The organism is Rathayibacter sp. SD072 (assembly GCF_017355185.1).
Classification (GTDB): Bacteria; Actinomycetota; Actinomycetes; order Actinomycetales; family Microbacteriaceae; genus Rathayibacter.
Window position 1 is genome coordinate 1 of sequence record NZ_JADILJ010000004.1, and the last position, 18,877, is coordinate 18,877.

Below are 18,877 nucleotides of genomic sequence, written 5' to 3' on the forward strand. Positions count from 1 at the left end.
GCCGGCGGGCGGGGCGGTGCTCAGAGCGCGCGCAGTCGCGGCGCGAGGTCGCGCTCGAACGCGTCGAAGAAGCGCTGCTGGTCGTCGCCGGGGGCGTGGAAGACGAGGTGCGTGAAGCCCGCGTCGACGTAGGGCGTGATCTGCGCCACCGTCTCGTCGGGGTCGGAGCCCACGATCCAGCGCTTGGCCACCTGCTCGATCGGCAGCTCGTCGGCGGCCCGCTCCATGTCGACCGGGTCGGTCAGCGAGTGCTTCTGCTCGGGAGTGAGCGACAGCGGCGCCCAGAAGCGCGTGTTCTCGAGTGCGAGCGCCGGGTCGGGGTCGTACGAGAGCTTGATCTCGATCATCCGGTCCAGCGTCGAGGAGTCGCGTCCGCCGGCCGCGGCACCCTCCTCGACCGCGGGGAGCAGCTTCTCGGTGTAGAGCTCCATGCCCTTGCCCGAGGTGCAGATGAAGCCGTCGCCGGCGCGACCGGCGTACTTCGCCACGACCGGACCGCCCGCGGCGATGTAGACGGGCACGCCGCTCTCGGGCTTGTCGTAGATCGACGCCTCGTGGGTGGAGTAGTACTCGCCGTCGAACGAGACGCGGTCGCCCGCCCAGAGCGCGCGCATCAGGCGCACGGCCTCGCGGAGGCGCGCGAAGCGCTCCTTGAAGTCGGGCCAGGTCTGCTCGCCCGCGCCCTGGTAGCCGGTCGCGATCTCGTTGAGCGCCTCGCCCGTGCCGACGCCGAGCATGATGCGGTCCGGGTAGAGGACGCCGAGGGTGCCGAACGCCTGCGCGATCACGGCGGGGTTGTAGCGGTAGTGCGGCGTCATGACGGAGGTGCCGAGCCGGATGGTCGAGGTGCGCTCGCCGGCTGCGGCGAGCCACGCGAGCGAGAACGGGGCGTGGCCGCCGGTGTGGCGCCAGGGCTGGAAGTGGTCCGAGACCACCGCGCTCTCGAATCCGTGCCGCTCGGCTGCGACGGCGAGCTCGACGAGCTCCCGTGCACCGAACTGCTCCGCCGACGCCTTGTACCCGAGCGTGATCGTCATCTGCAGCCTTCGTCAGTAGGGAGGGTGACCGCTCGCGACCGACGCCGCGCGGTCCCTCCATTCTGCGCCTGCGTGGAGGCCGATCGGGACGATCAGTCGGATGCGGGCGAGATGTTGACCATCCACTCGACGCCGTACCGGTCGACGAGCATGCCGAAGCGGTCGCCCCAGGGCGACTCGGTGAGCGGCATCGGGGTCTCCCCGCCCTCGGCGAGCGCCGCGAACCAGCCGCTGAGCTCGGCGTCGTCGTCGCCGAAGAGCGCGATCTGGATCCGGGCGCCCTCGGACGCCGGCATCGCGCTCGGGCTGTCGGACCCCATCAGCAGCAGCCCGTTCGGCAGCGTCAGCTGCGAGTGCATGAGGCGGTCCTGATCGGCGGGGTCCTCGCTCGCCTGGAAGTCGGCGTACGTGCTCGCCTGGAGCTCGCCCCCGAACACCGAGCGGTAGAACTCCATCGCCTCGCGGGCGTTGCCGGCGAAGCCGATGTAGGGGCTGAGACTCGTGGGCACGGCGGGCCTTCTTCCTGACGGGGGACTGCGATCGCGATCAGTATCGACCCGGAGGCGGGCGCGGGCAACGGCCTGCTCACACCAGCCCGATGCGGTCCGGGACGCTGAAGCGCACGTCGGGGAGCCACGACGCGGGATCGGGGAACGGCCGCCCCTGCGGCAGGCGGGACAGGAGCCTGCGCACGGCCCCGGCGTCGGAGGCGCTCGGCAGCACCCGCGCGGGCGCCGCGTGCGGGAGCACCCCCAGCCACCAGTGCTTCCAGTTCACCGGCGCCGACTCCGGCTCCAGCACGACGTAGTAGTCGGGCAGGGACGCCTCGCCGCGGCGGAAGACGCCGAGCGCGGTCTCGATCTCGACGTCGAGCGCGCCGTGCGTCGCCCGGTCCTCGAAGAACTCGATCCAGGCGTTCGCCACGTGCTCGAGCGGATCCGCGTCGTGCAGCAGGTAGGTGGAGGCTGACGGATGCATGCCCGGACCGGTGCCCGGTCGGGCATCCACGTTGGGCAGTGCGTCGAGGTCGCGCAGCAGGCCGTCGGTCCCCGGACCGACGAGCAGGACGACCGTGGCGGTGGAGCTCGGTGCTGTTCCCATGCTCGAGTCTCGGACGACCTGGAGGCCGAGCGGAAGTCCCCGCGTGTGACGAGCCCGTGACGATCACCGGCAGCCCTCACCGGGAGCGCCTGCTGCCGGGAGCGCCTACTCCGGGAGGGACGCCTCGGCGCGCGTCGGCGGGTTCGCACCCGCGCGCGAGGTCGTGATGCCCGCGACCCGGGCGGCCCAGCGTCCGATCGCCCGCAGCGACGGCTCGTCGAGCAGCATCCCGTTCGGCGCGCCGAGCCCCTGGCGGAGCGCCTCGTCGAGGATCGCGCCCATCGCCGAGTCGCCCGCTCCGATGGTGTCGGCCACGACGATCCGCGCGGCGGGCACCGTCGCCCGCGCCACGGCCGACGCGAGCAGCAGGCCCTCGCCGCCGCGGGTGATCACGGCGAGCTGCGCGCCGAGCCCGAGGATCCGGGTGAGCACCTCGTCGAGCTGGACGGTGGGGTAGAGCCACTCCGCGTCCTCGTCGCTGAGCTTGACGATCTCGCACGCCGCCGCGACGTGCTCGAAGCGCGCGAGCGCCTGGGCGTGCCCTCCGACGAGCGCCGGTCGGATGTTCGCGTCGACGCTCGCGGTCGTGCCGGCCGGCAGCGCCTCGAGCAGCTCGAGCACCGCGGAGCCGCCGGGCTCGAGGTAGACGGCGATGGAGCCGGTGTGCACGTGGCCGAACTCGGTCGGGTCCGCCGCCGGCGGGTTCCACGACAGGTCGAAGTCGTACTCGGCCGAGCCGTCGGGCTGGATGCGCGCCTTCGCGGTCGAGGTGCGCGCGGCGTCGCCGTGCACGACCTCCACTCCCGAGGCGCCGAGGTGCTCGGCGATGCGACGACCGCGCTCGTCAGCGGCGATGTCGGTGACGAGGGTCGCCTCGCGTCCGAGGCGGGCGAGTGTGAGCGCGACGTTGGCGGGGGAGCCGCCGACGTGCTCGCTGCTCGCTCCGTCGCGCTCGACGATGTCGATCAGCGCTTCGCCGACGACGAGGATCCGGGGTGCTGCCGTCTCGCGGCCGTCCGTGCTGGGCATCAGACCATCATGCCGGTCGGCGCCCACGGCCGCACGGCCCGGACCCGTCAGCGGTCCTGCTCTAGCACCTCGTCCACGCTCGTCAGCTCGATCAGCGGCGCGTAGAGCGCCATCGCGTCCAGCGCCCGCCGGTGATCGGCCTCGGAGGCGCCCGCGCAGGCGTCCTGCACGACCCGCACCCGCACTCCCGCATCGGCCGCCGCCAGCGCGGTCGACAGTACGCAGCAGTCGGTCGAGACCCCGGTCAGCACGATCTCGCGCGACTCGTCGAGCAGCGCCTCGAGCTCGGGCCCCCACTTGCCGAACGTCGTCGCGGTGAGCACGCGGTGCCCCTCGAAGCCGGGCATCAGGGCGTAGAGCGGGTCCTCGTCCGGCACGAGGGCGAAGGGCCACTCGCGGTAGTACGGCACCCAGGCGCCCTGAGGCTCGGCGGGTGCCACGAAGCGCGTGGTCACCACTTGCCGGCCGAACGCCGGGATCAGCCGCGCGGTGCCGGCGGCCGCCCGCTCGAACTCCGCCGAGCCCCAGGGCGAATCGGCGTCGGCGAAGACGTGCTGCAGATCGATCGCGACGAGCAGGCTCACGCGCGCGACTCCTGGCGGCGCACGCTCGCCGAGGACGTGACGAGGGCGCCGACGAACCCGATCAGGAGCGCGGCGAGGACGCCCAGGTTCGCGTAGGCCCACTCGCCCTCGCGACCGCCGATCGGTGCGAGCAGGTAGCCCTCCCAGCCGAAGCCGGGCGTGGTGTTCACCACGAGGCCCCAGCCGATCACCGACCCGACGACGACGAGCACCACCGGCGCGATCGACACGCTGCCGTAGCGTCCGCGCGCGTCGTAGAGGGCCTCCTGGTCGTAGTCGCGGCGGCGCAGGAGCAGGTCGGCCAGGAACACGCCGAGCCACGCCGCGATCGGCACGCCGAGCGTGATCAGGAACGCCTGGAACGGGCCGAGGAAGTCGCCCGCGAGGAACACGACGTAGATCGCCCCGAGCACCATCAGCACGCCGTCGATGCCCGCGGCGACCGGCCGCGAGACCTTGAGGCCCGTGCTCAGCAGAGCCAACCCCGAGGAGTAGATGTCCATCACCGCGCCGCCGATGAGCCCGAGCAGAGCCACGACGATGAACGGCAGGAGGAACCAGGTCGGCAGGATCGACGCGAGCGCGCCGATCGGGTCGGCCGCGATGGCGTCCGACAGCTCCTGCGACGATCCGGCGAGCAGGAGCCCGACGACCACCAGGACGACCGGCGCCACCGCTCCGCCGATCGTCGTCCAGGCGATCACGCCTCCGGTGCCCGCCGTCCGGGGGAGGTACCGGGAGTAGTCGGCCGCGGCGTTCACCCAGCCCAGCCCGAAGCCGGTCATCATGAAGACCAGACCGCCGATCACGGCCCCCGCCGATCCGGAGGGGAGGCTCGCGACGGCTCCCAGGTCGATGTCGTCGAGCACGAGCGCGACGTAGACCACCGTGAGCACACCGGTGGCGATCGTGATCGCGAGCTGCAGGCGCATGATCAGCCGGAAGCCGACGACGCCGGCGATCACGATCAGCGCCGCCACGACGATGAGCGCCACGACCTTCGTCAGCACACCGCCGTCCCAGCCGAACTCCTCGAAGACGGTCGCGGTGGCCAGTACGGCGAGGGAGGCGAGAACCGTCTCCCAGCCCACGGTGAGCAGCCACGAGATGACCGAGACGAGGCGGTTGCCGTTCACACCGAAGGCCGCCCGGCTCAGCACCATCGTCGGCGCCGATCCGCGCTTGCCCGCCACGGCGACGAAGCCGCAGAAGAGGAAGGACACGACGATGCCGATGACGGCGACAGCGGTGGCCTGCGCGAAGGAGAGGCCGAATCCGAGCAGGAACGAGCCGTAGCTCAGGCCCAGCACCGAGACGTTGGCCGCGAACCACGGCCAGAACAAGTCGCGCGGGCGGCCGTGCCGCTCCGACTCCTGGATCGTGTCGAGGCCGTTGAGCTCGATGCCGCCGACGGGGCGGACGGGGGTCTGGTCGGGAGAGGTCATGGCGTCCCTCGTTCTCGCGCGGGCGACCGGCGCTCGCCGGGCTGCAACGAATCTAGCGGCCGCTCAGCCCTCCGGGCGCTCCAGCAGCCCGCGCAGGGTCTCGAGGTCGGTGGCGACGCGTCCGCAGTCGTCGTCCCACTGGTCGAGCGTCATCCCCTCCTGCCGGCGGACGGTGAAGGCCACCTCGGCCCCGTCGCCGTTCGCGAGCACCCGGAGGGGGTTGTCGAAGACACGCCCCTCGGCCGTGATCACCCGGTGGTCGGCGACGAGGAAGGGGTTCCTCGGAGCGAAGACCACCTCGACCCGCCCCATCGGCGAGTCCGCGAACCAGTGCCCGTCCACCTCCTCCACGCGGGACTCGGCGAGTCCGGCGGCCCAGAGCGGCAGGTTCGACGGGTCGACGATGAACGAGTAGACCTCGTCGGCGGGCGCGTCGATGACGATCCCGACCGGTCGTGATTCGTGCAGCACGGTCAGTCCCCTTCCGCGGCGAAGCTCGCCACGAGCAGTGCGGCGAGGGTGGTGCGGTCGAGGATCCCCTCGACGCTCACCGACTCCCCGCGTGCGTGCGCTCCCGCTCCGGGAGCGCCGAGGCCGTCGAGCACCGGGATGCCGAGGGCCGCGATCAGGTTGCCGTCGCTCGCGCCGCCGACGGCGGTCTCGGTGAGCGGCAGGTCCATGGTGCGGGCGACGCGCTCCGCACGCCGGTAGAGGGCGCCGACCGCCGGGGTCCGCTCGAAGACCGGGCGCTGCCACGACCCGCGGACCTCGATCCGGATCCGCTCGTCCGAGGCCTGCAGCGCGTTCATCTCGGCCTCGACCCGGGCCGCCTCGGCGGAGTTCCGGATGCGCGCCTCGAGCTCCAGCCGCACGCGCGCGGTGGTCACGTTGACCCGGCTGCCGCCGCCGACCAGGCCGATGTTCACGGTGGTCCCCGCCTCCGGCCGGGCGATGCCGAGGATCCGGGGGATCAGCACGCCGAGCTCGTGGATAGCGCTCGCGCCCTTCTCGGGCTCCACCCCCGCGTGCGCCTCGACGCCGACGACGTCGACGACGAAGTTGCCGATGCCCTTGCGGGCCGTCTTGACCGCGTCGCCGATCGCACCCTCGAAGACGAGCGCCGCCTCCGCCCCCCGGCTCTGGTGCTCGAGGAACGAGCGGGAGGTGAGACTGCCGACCTCCTCGTCGCCGTTCATCACGAGGCGGACGGCCGGGTGCGCGAGTCGAGCGTGGCGCAGCGCCGCGACGACCCACACCATCTGCACCAGCCCGACCTTCATGTCGTAGGTGCCCGGTCCGCTCAGCCGGTCGCCGTCGAGCGAGAACGGCCAGGAGCGCGTCGTGCCCAGCGGCCAGACGGTGTCGTAGTGGCCGAGCAGGGCGACGAAGGAGCGCGAGCCGCGAGGGCCCCGCCCGGGCGCGCTGCCCGCGAAGGTCCAGCTCGAGGCGCCCGGGGCGTCCTGCTCGCGCCGGTGCTCGATCTCGACGGCGTGCCCGAGGCGCTCGCCGACCCAGTGCACGAGATAGGCGTGCAGCTCTCCGAGCGCCTCGAGCGAGTCGCTCGGGCTCTCGATCATCACGAGGTGGCGGACGTCGGCGAGGATCTGCTCGCGGTTCTCGCGCAGGAACACGCGCACGCGGGCGGCGTCGGCGGCGTCGGGGAAGGTCACCGTACCCGGAGTACCAGAGTGCGGGCGGCGAAGCGAACCCGCGCCTGTGGTGAACCGGACAGGGGGTGCTTACGTTGGAGTGAGCAGAGGTGGTGCATGTCCGAGGAACAGGCCGAGCTGCTGCGTGCACTGCACGACGAGCACTCGGCGGCGCTGTGGAGGTTCGTCCTCCGGCTCACGGGCGACCGCCAGATGGCGGAGGACGTGGTGCAGGAGGCGCTGCTGCGCGCGTGGAAGCACCCCGAGATCCTCGCCCAGGGCGAGGGCGCCGCCCGCTCCTGGCTCTACACCGTGGCCCGCAACCTCGTCATCGACGACCGCCGCAGCGCCCGGTACGCCCGCGAGATCGGCACCGACGAGGTGCCGGAGCGCCCCTCCGCCGACCGCACCGACCAGGTGCTCGACGCCTGGCTGCTCTCGGACGCGCTGAGCGGCATCAGCCACGACCACCGCGCCGTGATCGTGCACGCCTACTACGGCGGCCGGTCCGTGGCCGAGATCGCCGACCTGCTGGGCATCGCGCCCGGCACCGTGAAGTCGCGGATGCACTACGGCATGCGAGCCCTGAAGCTCGCTCTGCAGGAGAGGGGAGTGACGGAGCTGTGAGCACCGCACCCTACGACGACCGGGCCGAGGGCGACGCCTTCCGCGACTGGGACGCCGCCTACCTCCTCGGGTCGCTGTCGAGCGCCGACCGCCGCGCCTATGAGCTGCACCTGCGCGGCTGCCCGGGCTGCCGCGAGGCGCTCGGCGAGTTCGTGCCGCTGCCGGGGCTCCTCTCGCACCTCGGCGCCGAGGAGGCGCTGCGCCTGCTCGATTCCCCCGAGCAGGCCCCGGCCCCCGCCGCGCCGCCCGCGCTCCTGTCGCGCCTGGCGGCGGCCACCGATTCCGTCCGCCGCCGCACCCGGCTGCGGATCGCCGGCCTCGTGCTGGCGGCCGCCGGGGTGTCGGCCGCCGCGGCGATCGCCCTGCCCGTGATCGTCGGCGACGCGCTGCCCCCGGTCCAGACCACCGGCTACACCGTGTCGCTCGCGAGCGAGCCCGGCGTCCCGGTCGAGGCGACCGTCCAGTTCGTCGCCGAGGACTGGGGCACCCGGATCGACATGGCCTGCAGCTGGGGAGAGAGCGCCGAGGGGTCCTCGCCGGCCGCCCGCTCCGTCGGCTACGTCATGTACGTGATCGACCGCTCCGGGAGCGCCGAGCCGATCGGGTCGTGGACGAGCACCCCGGGGAGCTCGATGCACCCGACGCTCGCGACGGGCGTCCCGCTCTCGGACATCGCGTCGGTCGAGGTGCGCCTGCAGGACTCCGACGCCGTCGTGCTCACGGGCGCGCCCTGAGCGGGCGCCCGTCCACGCCGCCGGATTCCCAGGTGAACGGCTCCGGCACTGAGTAGCTTCTCAGTCATGACGATCGCGACCCTCGCCCTCGCCCCGGCCTCCGCGGCCACCGCCTCCTCCTCCGACAGCATCGACCAGCTCTCCGGGCTGGTCGGCGTCGCTGCGCGGGTGATCGCCGCGCTCGGCGAAGCGGGGGTGGGCCTGCTGACGCTGATCGAGACGGTGTTCCCGCCGATCCCCAGCGAGCTCGTTCTGCCGCTGGCGGGCTTCCTGGCGCAGCAGGGCCGGATGAACCTGGTGCTCGTCGTGATCACCGCGACGCTGGGCGCGTACCTCGGCGGTCTCGTCCTCTACTGGCTCGGCTACCGCATCGGCACCGAGCGCTCCATCCGCCTGCTGTCGAAGCTGCCCCTGGTCGACCGCGAGGACTTCGAGAAGGCGGTCGGCTGGTTCCGCCGCCACGGCACGTGGGCCGTGCTGTTCGGCCGCCTGATCCCCGGCGTCCGGAGCCTCATCTCGCTCCCGGCCGGCGCCGAGCGGATGAACCTCCTGCTGTTCTCGGGCCTCACCATCCTGGGCTCCGGCGTCTGGAACGGCCTGCTGATCGGCCTCGGCGCCGCGCTCGGCACGCAGTACGAGCTCGTCGACCGGTACGCGGGCGTGCTCGACGCGATCATCTACGGCGCCGTCGGAGTGGTCGTGCTGCTCCTGATCGTGCGGAGCATCCGCCGGCACCGCGCCGCGCGGGGCACGGGCCGACGGCACTGACCGCGGGCGGCACCGTCCGTTTCGGCGGCTGTCCGCAGGGCGGGCGGGAATAGCCGGCGACATCTCGTGTTAATACCCCCCGGGGGTATTGGAAGGAGATGCGCATGACGCACGACACGACGTCCGAACGGACAGGGCACGGCCGCGGGACGCGCGGCGACGATCACGCCGGGGACGATCACGCCGCGCACGGGCACGCCGGGCACGACCACGCCGCGCGCGGGCACGACGGGCACGACGGGCACGACCACGACGGTCACCACGACCACGGAGGCGGTCACGCCGGCCACCACTCCGCGCACGTCGCGATGTTCCGTCGGCTGTTCTGGTCGATGCTGGTCCTCGCCGTGCCGACGGTCCTCCTGAGCCCGATGTTCGCCGACCTCGTCGGCTACGGACTCCCGGACGCGGCCTGGGTCGGCTGGGCCCCGCCGGTCCTCGGAAGCGTGCTCTTCGTGGTCGGCGGACGCCCGTTCCTGTCGGGGGCGGCCGACGAGATCCGCTCGCGCGCTCCCGGCATGATGCTGCTGATCGCCCTCGCGATCTCGGTCGCGTTCCTGTCCTCGCTCGGCGCGAGCACCGGCCTCCTGCCGCACGAGCTCGACTTCTGGTGGGAGCTCGCGCTGCTCGTCGTGATCATGCTCCTCGGGCACTGGATCGAGATGCGCTCGCTCGCCCAGGCGTCCAGCGCTCTCGACTCGCTCGCGGCGCTGCTGCCCGACGAGGCCGAGCGCGAGACGGCCGACGGCCTCGAGCGCGTCCGGCCCGACGAGCTCTCGGTGGGCGATGTGGTGCTGGTGCGCCCCGGATCGCGCGTCCCCGCTGACGGCGAGATCGTCGAGGGCGCCGCCGAGGTCGACGAGTCGGTCCTGACGGGGGAATCGCGGACCGTCGCGCGCACGGTGGGCGACCGGCTCGTCGCCGGCAGCGTCGCCACGGACGCCCGGCTCCGGGTCCGCGTCGACGCGGTCGGCGACGACACCGCCCTCGCGGGCATCCGCCGCCTGGTCGCCGAGGCGCAGTCGTCCTCGTCCCGCGCGCAGATCCTCGCCGACCGGTTCGCGGGACTGCTGTTCTGGTTCGCACTCGGAGCGGCGGTCGTCACCGCGATCGTCTGGCTGGCGCTCGGAATGCCCGGCACCGCGCTCGTCCGCGTCATCAGCGTGCTCGTCATCGCCTGCCCGCACGCCCTCGGCCTCGCGATCCCGCTCGTGGTGTCGATCGCGACCGAGAAGGCGGCCCGCGCCGGCATCCTCGTCACCGATCGCGCCGCTCTCGAGGCGATGCGCTCCGTCGACACCGTGCTCTTCGACAAGACCGGCACGCTGACGCTCGGCCGTCCCGAGGTGGTCGAGGTCCTCGGCGGGGCCGAGACGCTCGCCCTGGCCGCCGCCGTCGAGCGCGAGAGCGAGCACCCGCTCGCCGTCGCGATCGTCCGGGCTGCGGGGGAGTCGGAGCTGCGCGCCGAGGCCTTCGAGACCCGGGGCGGCATCGGAGTCGCGGCGACCGTCCGCGGCGACCGCGTGGCCGTGGGCGGCCCGGCGCTGCTCGCCGAGCTCGGCCTCGAGCCGCTCCCCGAGAGCGCCGAGGCGTCCGAGCGCGGCGCGACCGTCCTGCACGTGCTCCGCGACGACGCGATCCTCGGCGCCCTCGTGCTCGAGGACGCCGTGCGCCCGGAGTCGGCGGAGGCGATCGCCGCACTGCAGCGCGAGGGCGTCCGGGTGGCGCTGGTCACCGGCGACGCCGAGCCGGTCGCCCGCCGCGTCGCCCGGGAGCTCGGGATCGACGAGGTGATCGCCGGAGTCCTCCCCGGAGGCAAGAGCGACGTCGTCGCGCGGCTCAGGGCCGAGGGCCGTCGCGTCGCGATGGTCGGCGACGGAGTGAACGACGCCCCGGCGCTCGCCGGAGCCGACGTCGGCATCGCGATCGGCGCCGGCACCGACGTGGCGATCGCCTCGGCCGGGCTGGTGCTCGCCTCCGACGACCCGCGGGCGGTGGCGCGCGTCCTCGCCCTCTCGAAGGCCTCGGCCGCGAAGATGCGCCAGAACCTCGCGTGGGGCGCCGGCTACAACGTGGTCGCCGTCCCGCTCGCGGCGGGCGTGCTCGCTCCGCTCGGGTTCGTCCTGCCGATGGAGGTCGGCGCTCTGCTGATGAGTGCGAGCACCGTGGTCGTCGCTGCCAACGCGCAGCTGCTGCGCCGGATCCGCCTCTGACAGTCCCGGGGCGCGGGCGCAAGGCCGTGTGCGCCGCGTTCCGGGTGCCCTAGCGTTCGAGGGTCAGCCCCCGACGCGAAGGAACGCCATGTCCGAGAACGCCGCTCCCACCCTGTCCCGCACCGCCGTCGAGCGGAGCTGGATCATCGGCGTCTCGCTGATCGCGATCGCCCTCGGGGTGATCGCCGTGCTGATCCCGGGCCCGACGCTCCTGACCGTCGCGATCGTCTTCGGCATCCACTTGATCGCGGCGGGCGTGTTCCGCCTGCTGCTCGCCTTCACCGCGTCCCGTCTCGAGGCGCGGGTGCGCTGGCTGGCGGGTCTGCTCGGCGCGCTCATCCTGGTCGCCGGCATCCTCTGCCTCTCGAACCCGTTCGAGTCGCTCACCGTCCTCGGACTGGTGATCGGCCTGGGCTGGATCCTCGACGGCGTCTCGAGCATCACGAGCGGCCGCACCGTCTCGGGGCCGGCCTGGCTGCCGATCGCAGCGGGCATCGCCTCCGTCATCGCCGGCGTCCTGACGATCATCATGCCCGTGCTCGCGCTGGCCTCCTTCGTGACGGTCGTCGCGATCCTGCTGATCGTGGTCGGCGTCTCAGGTCTGCTGATGCTCCCCGGTCGCACGAAGGCGCCGGAACAGGCGAGCTGACCACTCCCGGCCTCGACCACCGCAGCCGCGTCCTCCGACCCTCGGACAGCGGCACGTCGACGACGCCCGCGAGCGTCGCTCGTGCCGGGCCCGGTCGTCAGAATCCGAGCAGGCCGTCGCCCGAGAGCACTGCCGCGGGGATCGCGAAGGCGAACCACGACAGCGGAGCCAGCACCCAGTTCGCGAGGATCGGACCGCGACCGGGAGCGTGAGCGCGCACCGCCTCGACCTCGGCGAGGGCGACCCGGGGCGAGTAGAGAAGCCGCGCGTTCGCCGCGATCGAGATCAGCGCTCCGGCGGCCAGCGGACCGCCGAGCAGCACGATCGGCGAGCCGGCGGCCGCGATCCAGCACGCGGCGATCACGACCCAGAGGACGAGCAGCCACACGGCCACCGCGAAGCTGATGCGCTGGGCGGGACTCCTCCCCGAGGCGTACAGGTCGTCGGCCTGCTCGTCGATCGGGCGGCGGAGCACGCGGAGTCGGAGGACCGCCGCGACCAGGAGCGCCACGACCGCGTAGGGCAGTCCCGCGACGATCAGGATCCGGATCGGCAGGAAGTCGAGCTGCACGAGCGCGAGCACCCCGATGCCGCCGAGGACCGCCATGCCGACCGGGACGAGCAGCAGCGCCGAGAGGGGGAACGCGGGCGGCGCCTGCCGCAGCGGCCACAGGTCCTGCTCCTCGGGCGCGGGATCCCGGGGGTCGCGGTCGTGAGCGTCCATCCCGGCACCCTACCCAGCGGTCGTGAGCCGCTCCGCGCGCCCATGCCACGATGAGAGCGTGAGCGCGGACGACCCCGACCTGGTGCCCGAGCTGCTCGTCGAGGATCTCGAGCGCAGCCTCGCGTTCTGGTGCGGTCCCTGCGGCTTCGCCCTCCGCTACTCCCGCCCGGAGGAGGGTTTCGCGTATCTCGTGCGCGGCGGCGCGCACGTGATGCTCGACACCGTCGGCCTCGGCCGCGACTGGATCACCGCGCCGCTCGAGCGGCCGCTCGGCCGTGGCGCGAACCTGCAGATCCGCGTCGACGACGCCGACGCGGTCGGCGAGGCGCTGCGCCGAGCAGGCGTCGTGCTCTTCGGGGAGCCCGAGACGCGCTGGTACCGCACGGGCGGGCGCGAGTCGGGGGTCAGGCAGGTCCTGGTCACCGATCCCGACGGCTACCTCCTCCGCTTCCAGTCCTCGCTCGGATCGCGTCCGTCCGAGCGCTGAGGACCAGCCCCGCGGATCGCGACATCATGCTTCGGGACGATGACGCGGTGCCCGCATCCCTGGTCTGATCGATCCCATGCCCGACCCCACCCTCACCGGACTCGTCAGCACGATCACGAGCGACGCCGCTCCGGACGATCCCGACGCGGCCCTGCCTCGTCGCGGCATCGTGCGCCCCGCCGACCTCGTCGCAGGCCTCACGGGAGTCGCCCTCGGCTTCTTCTCCCTCTTCGTCTACGCCATCGCGGAGTGGCAGTACCTCGGCCCCGACGTCGAGGGGGTCAGCGTGCTCGGCTGGCTCGCTCCGGCGGTCGCGGGCGCCCTCTGCCTGCTCGTCTCGATCGTCCCCGTCGTGGCGCGCGCGATCCGCCGTCGCACCCCGGAGGCGTCGGCGTGAGCCGCCTGCCCGCCGGTCCGTCGGTGCGCCTCGCGGAGGAGCTGCTCGCGCGAGCGGGCTGCGCCGGCTCCGCGCGCCCCTGGGTGCTGCGCACGCGAGCCGGCGAGCACCCGTCCATCGACTTCGGCGCCCTCGAGCGCCACGTGCACCGGCTCGACCTGTCCGAGGAGGCCGTCGCGCGCGTCGCGCTCTCGCTGGCCACCGGGCTGCCGATCGATCTCCGCGCCGCACTGGGATACCTCACCCGCGACCACGCGGCGCTCGTGATGACCGCGGTCGCCTGCGCCGGCGGGCACGACCGCATCGGCAGCCGCATCCGCGTCACCGACGACGAGCGCCGAGTCGAGACCGCCCCGCCGCTGGGCTCCTGGACCTCCTGATCCGGACCCCGCGACGTCACGGTCGCCCCGTCAGAGCGTCGTCCGCGTCGCTACGGGCTTTCGCATGTACCCGGTTTAGGGTGTCCGTGTGCAACGTGTCGACGATTTCCCAGGAGCCGGACCGGTGGCGACCTCACCCGAATCCGGTGACCCCCGGGAGGCGTCCGCTCTCCGGCTCCCCTCCGCCACCGCTTCGCCCGGACAGGTGACCAGCGGGGAGGCGGGCTACCGCAGCGGCAACGTCGCGGATCCGGTGTGGCAGTCGTGGCGTGACGAGCTCGCGAAGGTGGGCGGCCCCTCGCCGCTCCTGCACTTCGTCGACTCGCCCCGTACGCGGATCGAGCTGTCGACCACCCATCCCGGCGGCCTTCCCCCCTTCATCTCGGGCAAGACCACCCTGCTCTCCTCGCTCATCCGCGACGAGCTCGCCCTGCGCACCGCCAAGAACGCGGCCGCGGCGATCACCGACAAGGGGATCGAGCTGCGCTCGGTCCGCGGCATCGAGGGTGTCCACCTCGCGATCGGGCTGGCGCAGTGGCGCGCCGGCGAGACGGAGTTCACCGCTCCCGTCCTGCTGCGCCCGCTCGCCATCCGCCGCTACGGCCGCGACTTCGAGCTCAAGCTCAAGGGCCAGCCGTACTTCAACCCGCAGCTCGCGCGCGCCCTCAAGCAGCAGTTCGGGATCACCATCGACCCCGAGCAGTTCGTCGAGCTCGCCGTGCAGAGCGGTGTCTTCAAGCCGCAGCCGGTCATCGACCAGCTCCGCGGCCTGACCTCGCACCTGCCGTGGTTCGCCGTGCACCCGCGGCTCGTGGTGTCGAGCTTCGCCGACGTGGCGGGCGACATGCTCCGCGACGCGCGCATGCTCGAGCACCCCGTGCTCGACGCGGTGGCGGGCAACCCGGCCGCGAAGCGCTCGCTCCAGCAGTCGCAGAAGGTGGCGTCGATCATCCCGCAGGACGAGCGTCCGCCGGCGACCGACAACCTCCTGCTCGACGCCGACGCCGAGCAGGAGCAGGTCATCGCGAACATCGCGGCGGGCAACTCCCTCGTCGTGAAGACCCTGCCGGGCACCGGCGGGACGCAGACCATCGTGAACGCGATCGGGGCGCTCGCCGCCCAGCACAAGCGCGTCCTCGTGGTCGGCGCGCGCCGCTCGAGCCTCGACAGCATCCACCAGCGCCTCGTCTCGGCGGGCCTCGGCGGCATCGCCGTCGGCCCCCGGACGCTCCGCCGCGATCTGATCCAGTCGATCGGCCGCAACGAGAAGGCCGCGCGGCCCTCCGTCAGCGAGATCGACGACGCCCTGCTGCGCCTGCGCAAGGTGCTCCTCGACTACCGCGGTGCCCTCTCCCGCCGCGACGACAGCTTCGGGGTCTCGGCCCTGCAGGCCCTCGAGGAGCTCGCGCGCCTCTCGCAGCTGCGCACGCCCCCGTCGACCACCGCGAGGCTCGACCGCCGCGCCGTCACCGCGCTGGCGCACAGCCGACCGCAGGCGACGCAGATGCTGATCGAGTCGGCCCGCCTGGGCGAGTTCCGCTACGGCCCCGGCGACTCGCCCTGGTACGGCGCGCACTTCCAGTCGACCAGCGAGGCCGAGGCGGCGCACGAGCTGGCCAAGCGACTGCACCTGCGCGACCTCCCGCGCCTGCTCGACCGCGCGCAGGACGTCATCGGCCAGACCCGGATGCGCCCGTTCGAGTCGGTCGCCGAGCTCGGCATCTACCTGCGCCTGCTCCAGGACGTCCGCGAGACGCTCGACAAGTTCCAGCCCGCCGTCTTCGACCGCTCGATCCAGGACCTCATCGTCGCGACGTCGCCGCGCCGCGACGCCGCCGAGATGTCCTCGACCAACCGCCGCCGCCTGAAGAAGCTCGCCCGCGAGTACATGCGCCCCGGCGCGCACGTCACCGACCTCAACGCGTCGCTGCGCCGCGTGCAGCAGCAGCGGACGCTGTGGCAGCGCTACGCGGTGGCCGGCACGGTGCCGGAGGTGCCGGTCGGCGTCGCCGACGTGCAGGTCGCGTACCAGCAGGTCGCCGACGACCTCGGCCGCCTCGACGAGCCGCTGGGCCGCCTCGGCTCGACCACGCAGCTCGCCTCGCTCCCGCTGGCCGAGCTGACCTCGATGGTCTCCGGGCTCGCCGAGGACAGCGAGGTGCTCGCGAACCTGCAGGAGCGCACGACGCTGCTCTCGACCCTGCGCGAGTGGGGCCTGGACCCGCTGCTCACCGACCTCTCGCGCCGCCACGTGCCGGCCGAGGTGGTCGCCATCGAGCTCGACCTCGCCTGGTGGCGCTCGGCGCTCGAGATCATGCTGACCGACGAGCGCGCGCTGCTCGGCGGCAACACGAGCGTGCTCGACCGGCTCGAGGCCGACTTCAAGCTGGTCGACGAGGCGCACGCCGCCTCGAGTGCCGAGCTGCTGGCCTGGAAGCTCTCCGAGACCTGGAAGATCGGGCTCGTGGACTGGCCGCAGGAGCGCGACGCGCTGCGGGCCCTGCTGCGCACCGAGGCGGCGACCACGCCGCAGGAGCTGCAGAAGGCCGCTCCGCACCTGTCGCGCGTCCTCGCTCCGGCCTGGCTCGCCTCGCCCTACGAGGTGCACCGGATCGGCACCGAGACCACGTTCGACGCCGTCTTCCTGGTCGACGCCGGCGCCACGACGCTCGCCGAGAACGTCGGAGCGATCCGCCGCGCCAAGCAGGTCGTCGCGTTCGGCGACCCGGTCACCCAGACGCCCACCCCGTTCGGCCTGCGGGTCGACGAGAGCGTCGAGTTCGGCAGCTCCGCCACGCGGACCGACGTCGAGGCCCTGCACGCGCAGTCCGCCCTGGCGCGCCTCGGCGAGCTGCTCAACACCGTCACGCTCACGCGCAGCTACCGCGCGGGCGGCGAGGACCTCGCCGAGCTCGTCAACCGCCGCTTCTACGGCGGACGGATCGACTCCCTCCCGTGGGCGGGCTCGTTCCTCGGCCACGACTCGCTCCGCTTCCACTACATCGCGAGCGGCCACGGCATGCCCGAGAACGACTCCGGAGCGGTCGAGTCCGTCGACGCCGAGGTCGCGAAGGTCGTCGAGCTCGTGCTCGAGCACGCGGTCATCCGCCCGCGCGAGTCGCTCATGGTCATCACCGCGAGCCCGCGTCACGCCGTGCGCGTGCAGCAGGCCGTGCTCACCGCGTTCGCCAAGCGCGCCGACCTGAACGACTTCATCCTGGGCGACCGCCCGGAGCCGTTCGCGGTCGTCACGCTCGAGCAGTCCGTCGCGCAGAGCCGCGACCGGGTGATCTTCTCGATCGGATACGGTCGCACGCCCCACGGGCGCCTGCTGTCGAACTTCGGCGCGCTGGCCGAGGCCGGTGGCGAGCGGCTGCTCGCGGTCGGGATGACCCGCGCCCGCCGGTCGATGGACATCGTGTCGTGCTTCCGTCCGGGCGACATCGACGAGTCGCGCATGCGCCACGGCATGGTCGCGCTGGCGCAGGTGCTGCAGGAGGCCGAGGACCGCGTCCAGCCCAGCGACCGCGACGACTACTCCGAGCCGATGCTGGTCGACCTGGCCGCGCGTCTCGAGCGCCGCGGGCTCCGGGTCAACATCGGGCACAAGGGCAAGCTCGCCCTCGTCGCGGCGCACGGCACCCGTGCCGTCGTCGTCGAGACGGATCGCGACGTCAGCACGCAGAGCCTCCGGGTGTCGCTGCGACTGCGTCCGGAGCTGCTGCGCCGTCTCGGCTGGCACTACCTCCGCGTGCACAACTTCGAGCTGTTCGCCGACCCCGAGGCCGTGGCCGCGCGGGTCGCCGGACTGATCGGCGCGCCGGCCGACGAGGCGCCCAGCGCTCCGTCCGAGGCGGCGGCCCCGGTGATCGTGGCGAGGGCGGCGCAGGCTCCCGTCTCCAGCGAGACCCAGCCGATCGAGATCCAGTCGCACGACGGGTGAGCGACGACCTGCCGACCGCCGCGCCCGCCGGAGCGGATCGACCGCTCCGGCGCTCGCGCGGCGGCCGTCGGGCGTCCCTGCCGGCGAAGCCCGGCACCGACCCGTCGCCCCACGACCCGCCCGTCGCGGACCCGGAGGCTCCGTCGCCCCGCCCGGACACCGGGCCGAACGACTCCCGCCTCCGCCAGGACGTCCCGCCCCACTACTGACGGATCGGCGCAATATCCTGCTGGTGAAGCGCGGCGGTCGTGCGTCGGCGGACCCCTTCGCAGGTCGCGCAGGGGGCGGATCGAGATCCCCGACTCCGCACCAGGCGGGTCTCGATCCGCCGCCTGCGACGCCTACTCGCCCAGCAGGGTGGGTGCGACGCTCTCTCTACCGCGACGAGCCTTCTCGCTGATCGAGTAGCCCGTGCAGCGGGCGTATCGAGATCCACGTCCACAGGACCCGTGATCCGTGCTCGACGAGCCCGGATGACGGATGGACGATCAGACGGGCGACCTCCCGAGGGTGCAGGCGTCGTGCGAAACGCGTACCAGCGTTTCGCACGCACCGTTCGCACAACGCTCTCAGGAACGCGCCCACCTCGGAGAGCCGACCGCGGTTCTTCCTCGCCTCGGCGAGGAAGAACAAGATGGATCAGTCGACGTGCTTGCCCGAGTTGGCCGTCGTGGCGGTGCCGCCGTTGGCGAGCAGGTCGCGGATGTCGGCGAGCAGCTCGAGCTCGGTCGGCGCCTTGTCCTCGGCGGCGGGAGCGTCGTCCATCTTCTTCGCGAACGCCGCGTTCTTGAGGTGGTTGATCGGCAGCACGAACGCGAAGTAGAGCACGAACGCGACGATCACGAACTGGATGAGGGCCGAGAGGACCGCTCCGTACGCGATGACCGTGTCGTCCTCGCCGCCCACGCCCTCGCGGATCGTCCAGCCGAGCGCCTGCAGCGACGACGCATCGAAGATCACTCCGACGATGGGGTTGAAGATGCCCGTGACGAGCGCGTTGACGATCGTCGTGAAGGCCGCGCCGATGACCACGGCGACAGCCAGGTCGATGACGTTGCCGCGGAGGATGAACTCCTTGAAGCCGTTGATCATGGTCTGTTCCGTTTCTGC

Annotated in this window: 20 protein-coding genes; 10 read left to right on the forward strand and 10 right to left on the reverse strand. The window is 72.9% G+C overall.

Annotated elements, in window-relative coordinates:
• Positions 1-20 precede the first annotated feature (20 nt).
• The 8 genes from fgd to IOC53_RS02530 all read right to left on the reverse strand — a co-directional run bounded on the left by fgd (position 21) and on the right by IOC53_RS02530 (position 6,866).
• Positions 21-1,037, reverse strand: a complete 1,017-nt coding sequence (gene fgd, locus IOC53_RS02495) for a glucose-6-phosphate dehydrogenase (coenzyme-F420) (protein WP_207402815.1) — start codon at positions 1,035-1,037, stop codon at positions 21-23.
• 92 nt (positions 1,038-1,129) lie between these two features.
• Complete coding sequence (locus IOC53_RS02500) at positions 1,130-1,546, reverse strand: VOC family protein (RefSeq protein WP_207402816.1); 417 nt, start codon at positions 1,544-1,546, stop codon at positions 1,130-1,132.
• A 76-nt stretch (positions 1,547-1,622) separates the two neighbouring features.
• On the reverse strand, positions 1,623-2,138 hold the full coding sequence (locus tag IOC53_RS02505; RefSeq protein ID WP_207402817.1) for a hypothetical protein: 516 nt from the start codon (positions 2,136-2,138) through the stop codon (positions 1,623-1,625).
• 105 nt (positions 2,139-2,243) lie between these two features.
• Entirely contained in the window at positions 2,244-3,167 is a 924-nt protein-coding gene (locus tag IOC53_RS02510) for a carbohydrate kinase (protein ID WP_207402818.1), read from the reverse strand.
• 47 nt (positions 3,168-3,214) lie between these two features.
• Complete coding sequence (locus IOC53_RS02515) at positions 3,215-3,751, reverse strand: cysteine hydrolase family protein (RefSeq protein WP_207402819.1); 537 nt, start codon at positions 3,749-3,751, stop codon at positions 3,215-3,217.
• Complete coding sequence (locus IOC53_RS02520; RefSeq protein ID WP_207402820.1) at positions 3,748-5,196, reverse strand: cytosine permease; 1,449 nt, start codon at positions 5,194-5,196, stop codon at positions 3,748-3,750. The genes IOC53_RS02515 and IOC53_RS02520 overlap by 4 nt, the downstream gene beginning before the upstream one ends.
• Positions 5,197-5,259: 63 nt before the next feature.
• Entirely contained in the window at positions 5,260-5,667 is a 408-nt protein-coding gene (locus tag IOC53_RS02525; RefSeq protein WP_207402821.1) for an SRPBCC family protein, read from the reverse strand.
• Between the two features lie 2 nt (positions 5,668-5,669).
• Positions 5,670-6,866 carry a M20/M25/M40 family metallo-hydrolase gene (locus tag IOC53_RS02530; protein WP_207402822.1) on the reverse strand — a complete coding sequence of 399 codons (1,197 nt, stop codon included), beginning with the start codon at positions 6,864-6,866 and terminating at the stop codon, positions 5,670-5,672.
• Between the two features lie 96 nt (positions 6,867-6,962).
• Between IOC53_RS02530 and IOC53_RS02535 the strand changes: the two genes are divergently transcribed.
• The 5 genes from IOC53_RS02535 (at position 6,963) to IOC53_RS02555 (ending at position 11,836) form a co-directional block, all read left to right on the forward strand.
• On the forward strand, positions 6,963-7,472 hold the full coding sequence (locus tag IOC53_RS02535) for a sigma-70 family RNA polymerase sigma factor (protein ID WP_207402823.1): 510 nt from the start codon (positions 6,963-6,965) through the stop codon (positions 7,470-7,472).
• On the forward strand, positions 7,469-8,206 hold the full coding sequence (locus IOC53_RS02540) for an anti-sigma factor (RefSeq protein ID WP_207402824.1): 738 nt from the start codon (positions 7,469-7,471) through the stop codon (positions 8,204-8,206). The genes IOC53_RS02535 and IOC53_RS02540 overlap by 4 nt, the downstream gene beginning before the upstream one ends.
• Before the next feature lie 66 nt (positions 8,207-8,272).
• Positions 8,273-8,974 (forward strand): DedA family protein, encoded by a 702-nt coding sequence (locus tag IOC53_RS02545; RefSeq protein ID WP_207402825.1) that lies wholly within the window; start codon positions 8,273-8,275, stop codon positions 8,972-8,974.
• Between the two features lie 104 nt (positions 8,975-9,078).
• A complete protein-coding gene (locus IOC53_RS02550) occupies positions 9,079-11,187 on the forward strand; it encodes a copper-translocating P-type ATPase (protein WP_207402826.1) in 2,109 nt (702 codons plus the stop codon).
• Between the two features lie 88 nt (positions 11,188-11,275).
• On the forward strand, positions 11,276-11,836 hold the full coding sequence (locus IOC53_RS02555; RefSeq protein WP_207402827.1) for an HdeD family acid-resistance protein: 561 nt from the start codon (positions 11,276-11,278) through the stop codon (positions 11,834-11,836).
• A 97-nt stretch (positions 11,837-11,933) separates the two neighbouring features.
• On the opposite strand, the gene IOC53_RS02560 is transcribed toward IOC53_RS02555, so the two are convergent.
• Positions 11,934-12,560 carry a hypothetical protein gene (locus IOC53_RS02560; protein ID WP_207402828.1) on the reverse strand — a complete coding sequence of 209 codons (627 nt, stop codon included), beginning with the start codon at positions 12,558-12,560 and terminating at the stop codon, positions 11,934-11,936.
• A gap of 58 nt (positions 12,561-12,618) precedes the next feature.
• Between IOC53_RS02560 and IOC53_RS02565 the strand changes: the two genes are divergently transcribed.
• From IOC53_RS02565 to IOC53_RS02585, 5 genes are all read left to right on the forward strand, one after another.
• A complete protein-coding gene (locus IOC53_RS02565; protein WP_207402829.1) occupies positions 12,619-13,047 on the forward strand; it encodes a VOC family protein in 429 nt (142 codons plus the stop codon).
• Between the two features lie 76 nt (positions 13,048-13,123).
• Positions 13,124-13,444, forward strand: a complete 321-nt coding sequence (locus tag IOC53_RS02570; protein ID WP_207402830.1) for a hypothetical protein — start codon at positions 13,124-13,126, stop codon at positions 13,442-13,444.
• Positions 13,441-13,824: a hypothetical protein gene (locus IOC53_RS02575; protein ID WP_207402831.1), complete on the forward strand. Its 384-nt coding sequence runs from the start codon at positions 13,441-13,443 to the stop codon at positions 13,822-13,824. The genes IOC53_RS02570 and IOC53_RS02575 overlap by 4 nt, the downstream gene beginning before the upstream one ends.
• Positions 13,825-13,948: 124 nt before the next feature.
• Positions 13,949-17,767 (forward strand): DEAD/DEAH box helicase, encoded by a 3,819-nt coding sequence (locus IOC53_RS02580; RefSeq protein WP_374070171.1) that lies wholly within the window; start codon positions 13,949-13,951, stop codon positions 17,765-17,767.
• Entirely contained in the window at positions 17,764-17,976 is a 213-nt protein-coding gene (locus tag IOC53_RS02585; protein ID WP_307786041.1) for a hypothetical protein, read from the forward strand. The genes IOC53_RS02580 and IOC53_RS02585 overlap by 4 nt, the downstream gene beginning before the upstream one ends.
• Before the next feature lie 430 nt (positions 17,977-18,406).
• Here IOC53_RS02585 and mscL read toward each other — a convergent pair whose 3' ends face one another.
• Positions 18,407-18,859, reverse strand: a complete 453-nt coding sequence (mscL, locus tag IOC53_RS02590) for a large conductance mechanosensitive channel protein MscL (RefSeq protein WP_207402832.1) — start codon at positions 18,857-18,859, stop codon at positions 18,407-18,409.
• Between the last annotated feature and the right edge of the window lie 18 nt (positions 18,860-18,877).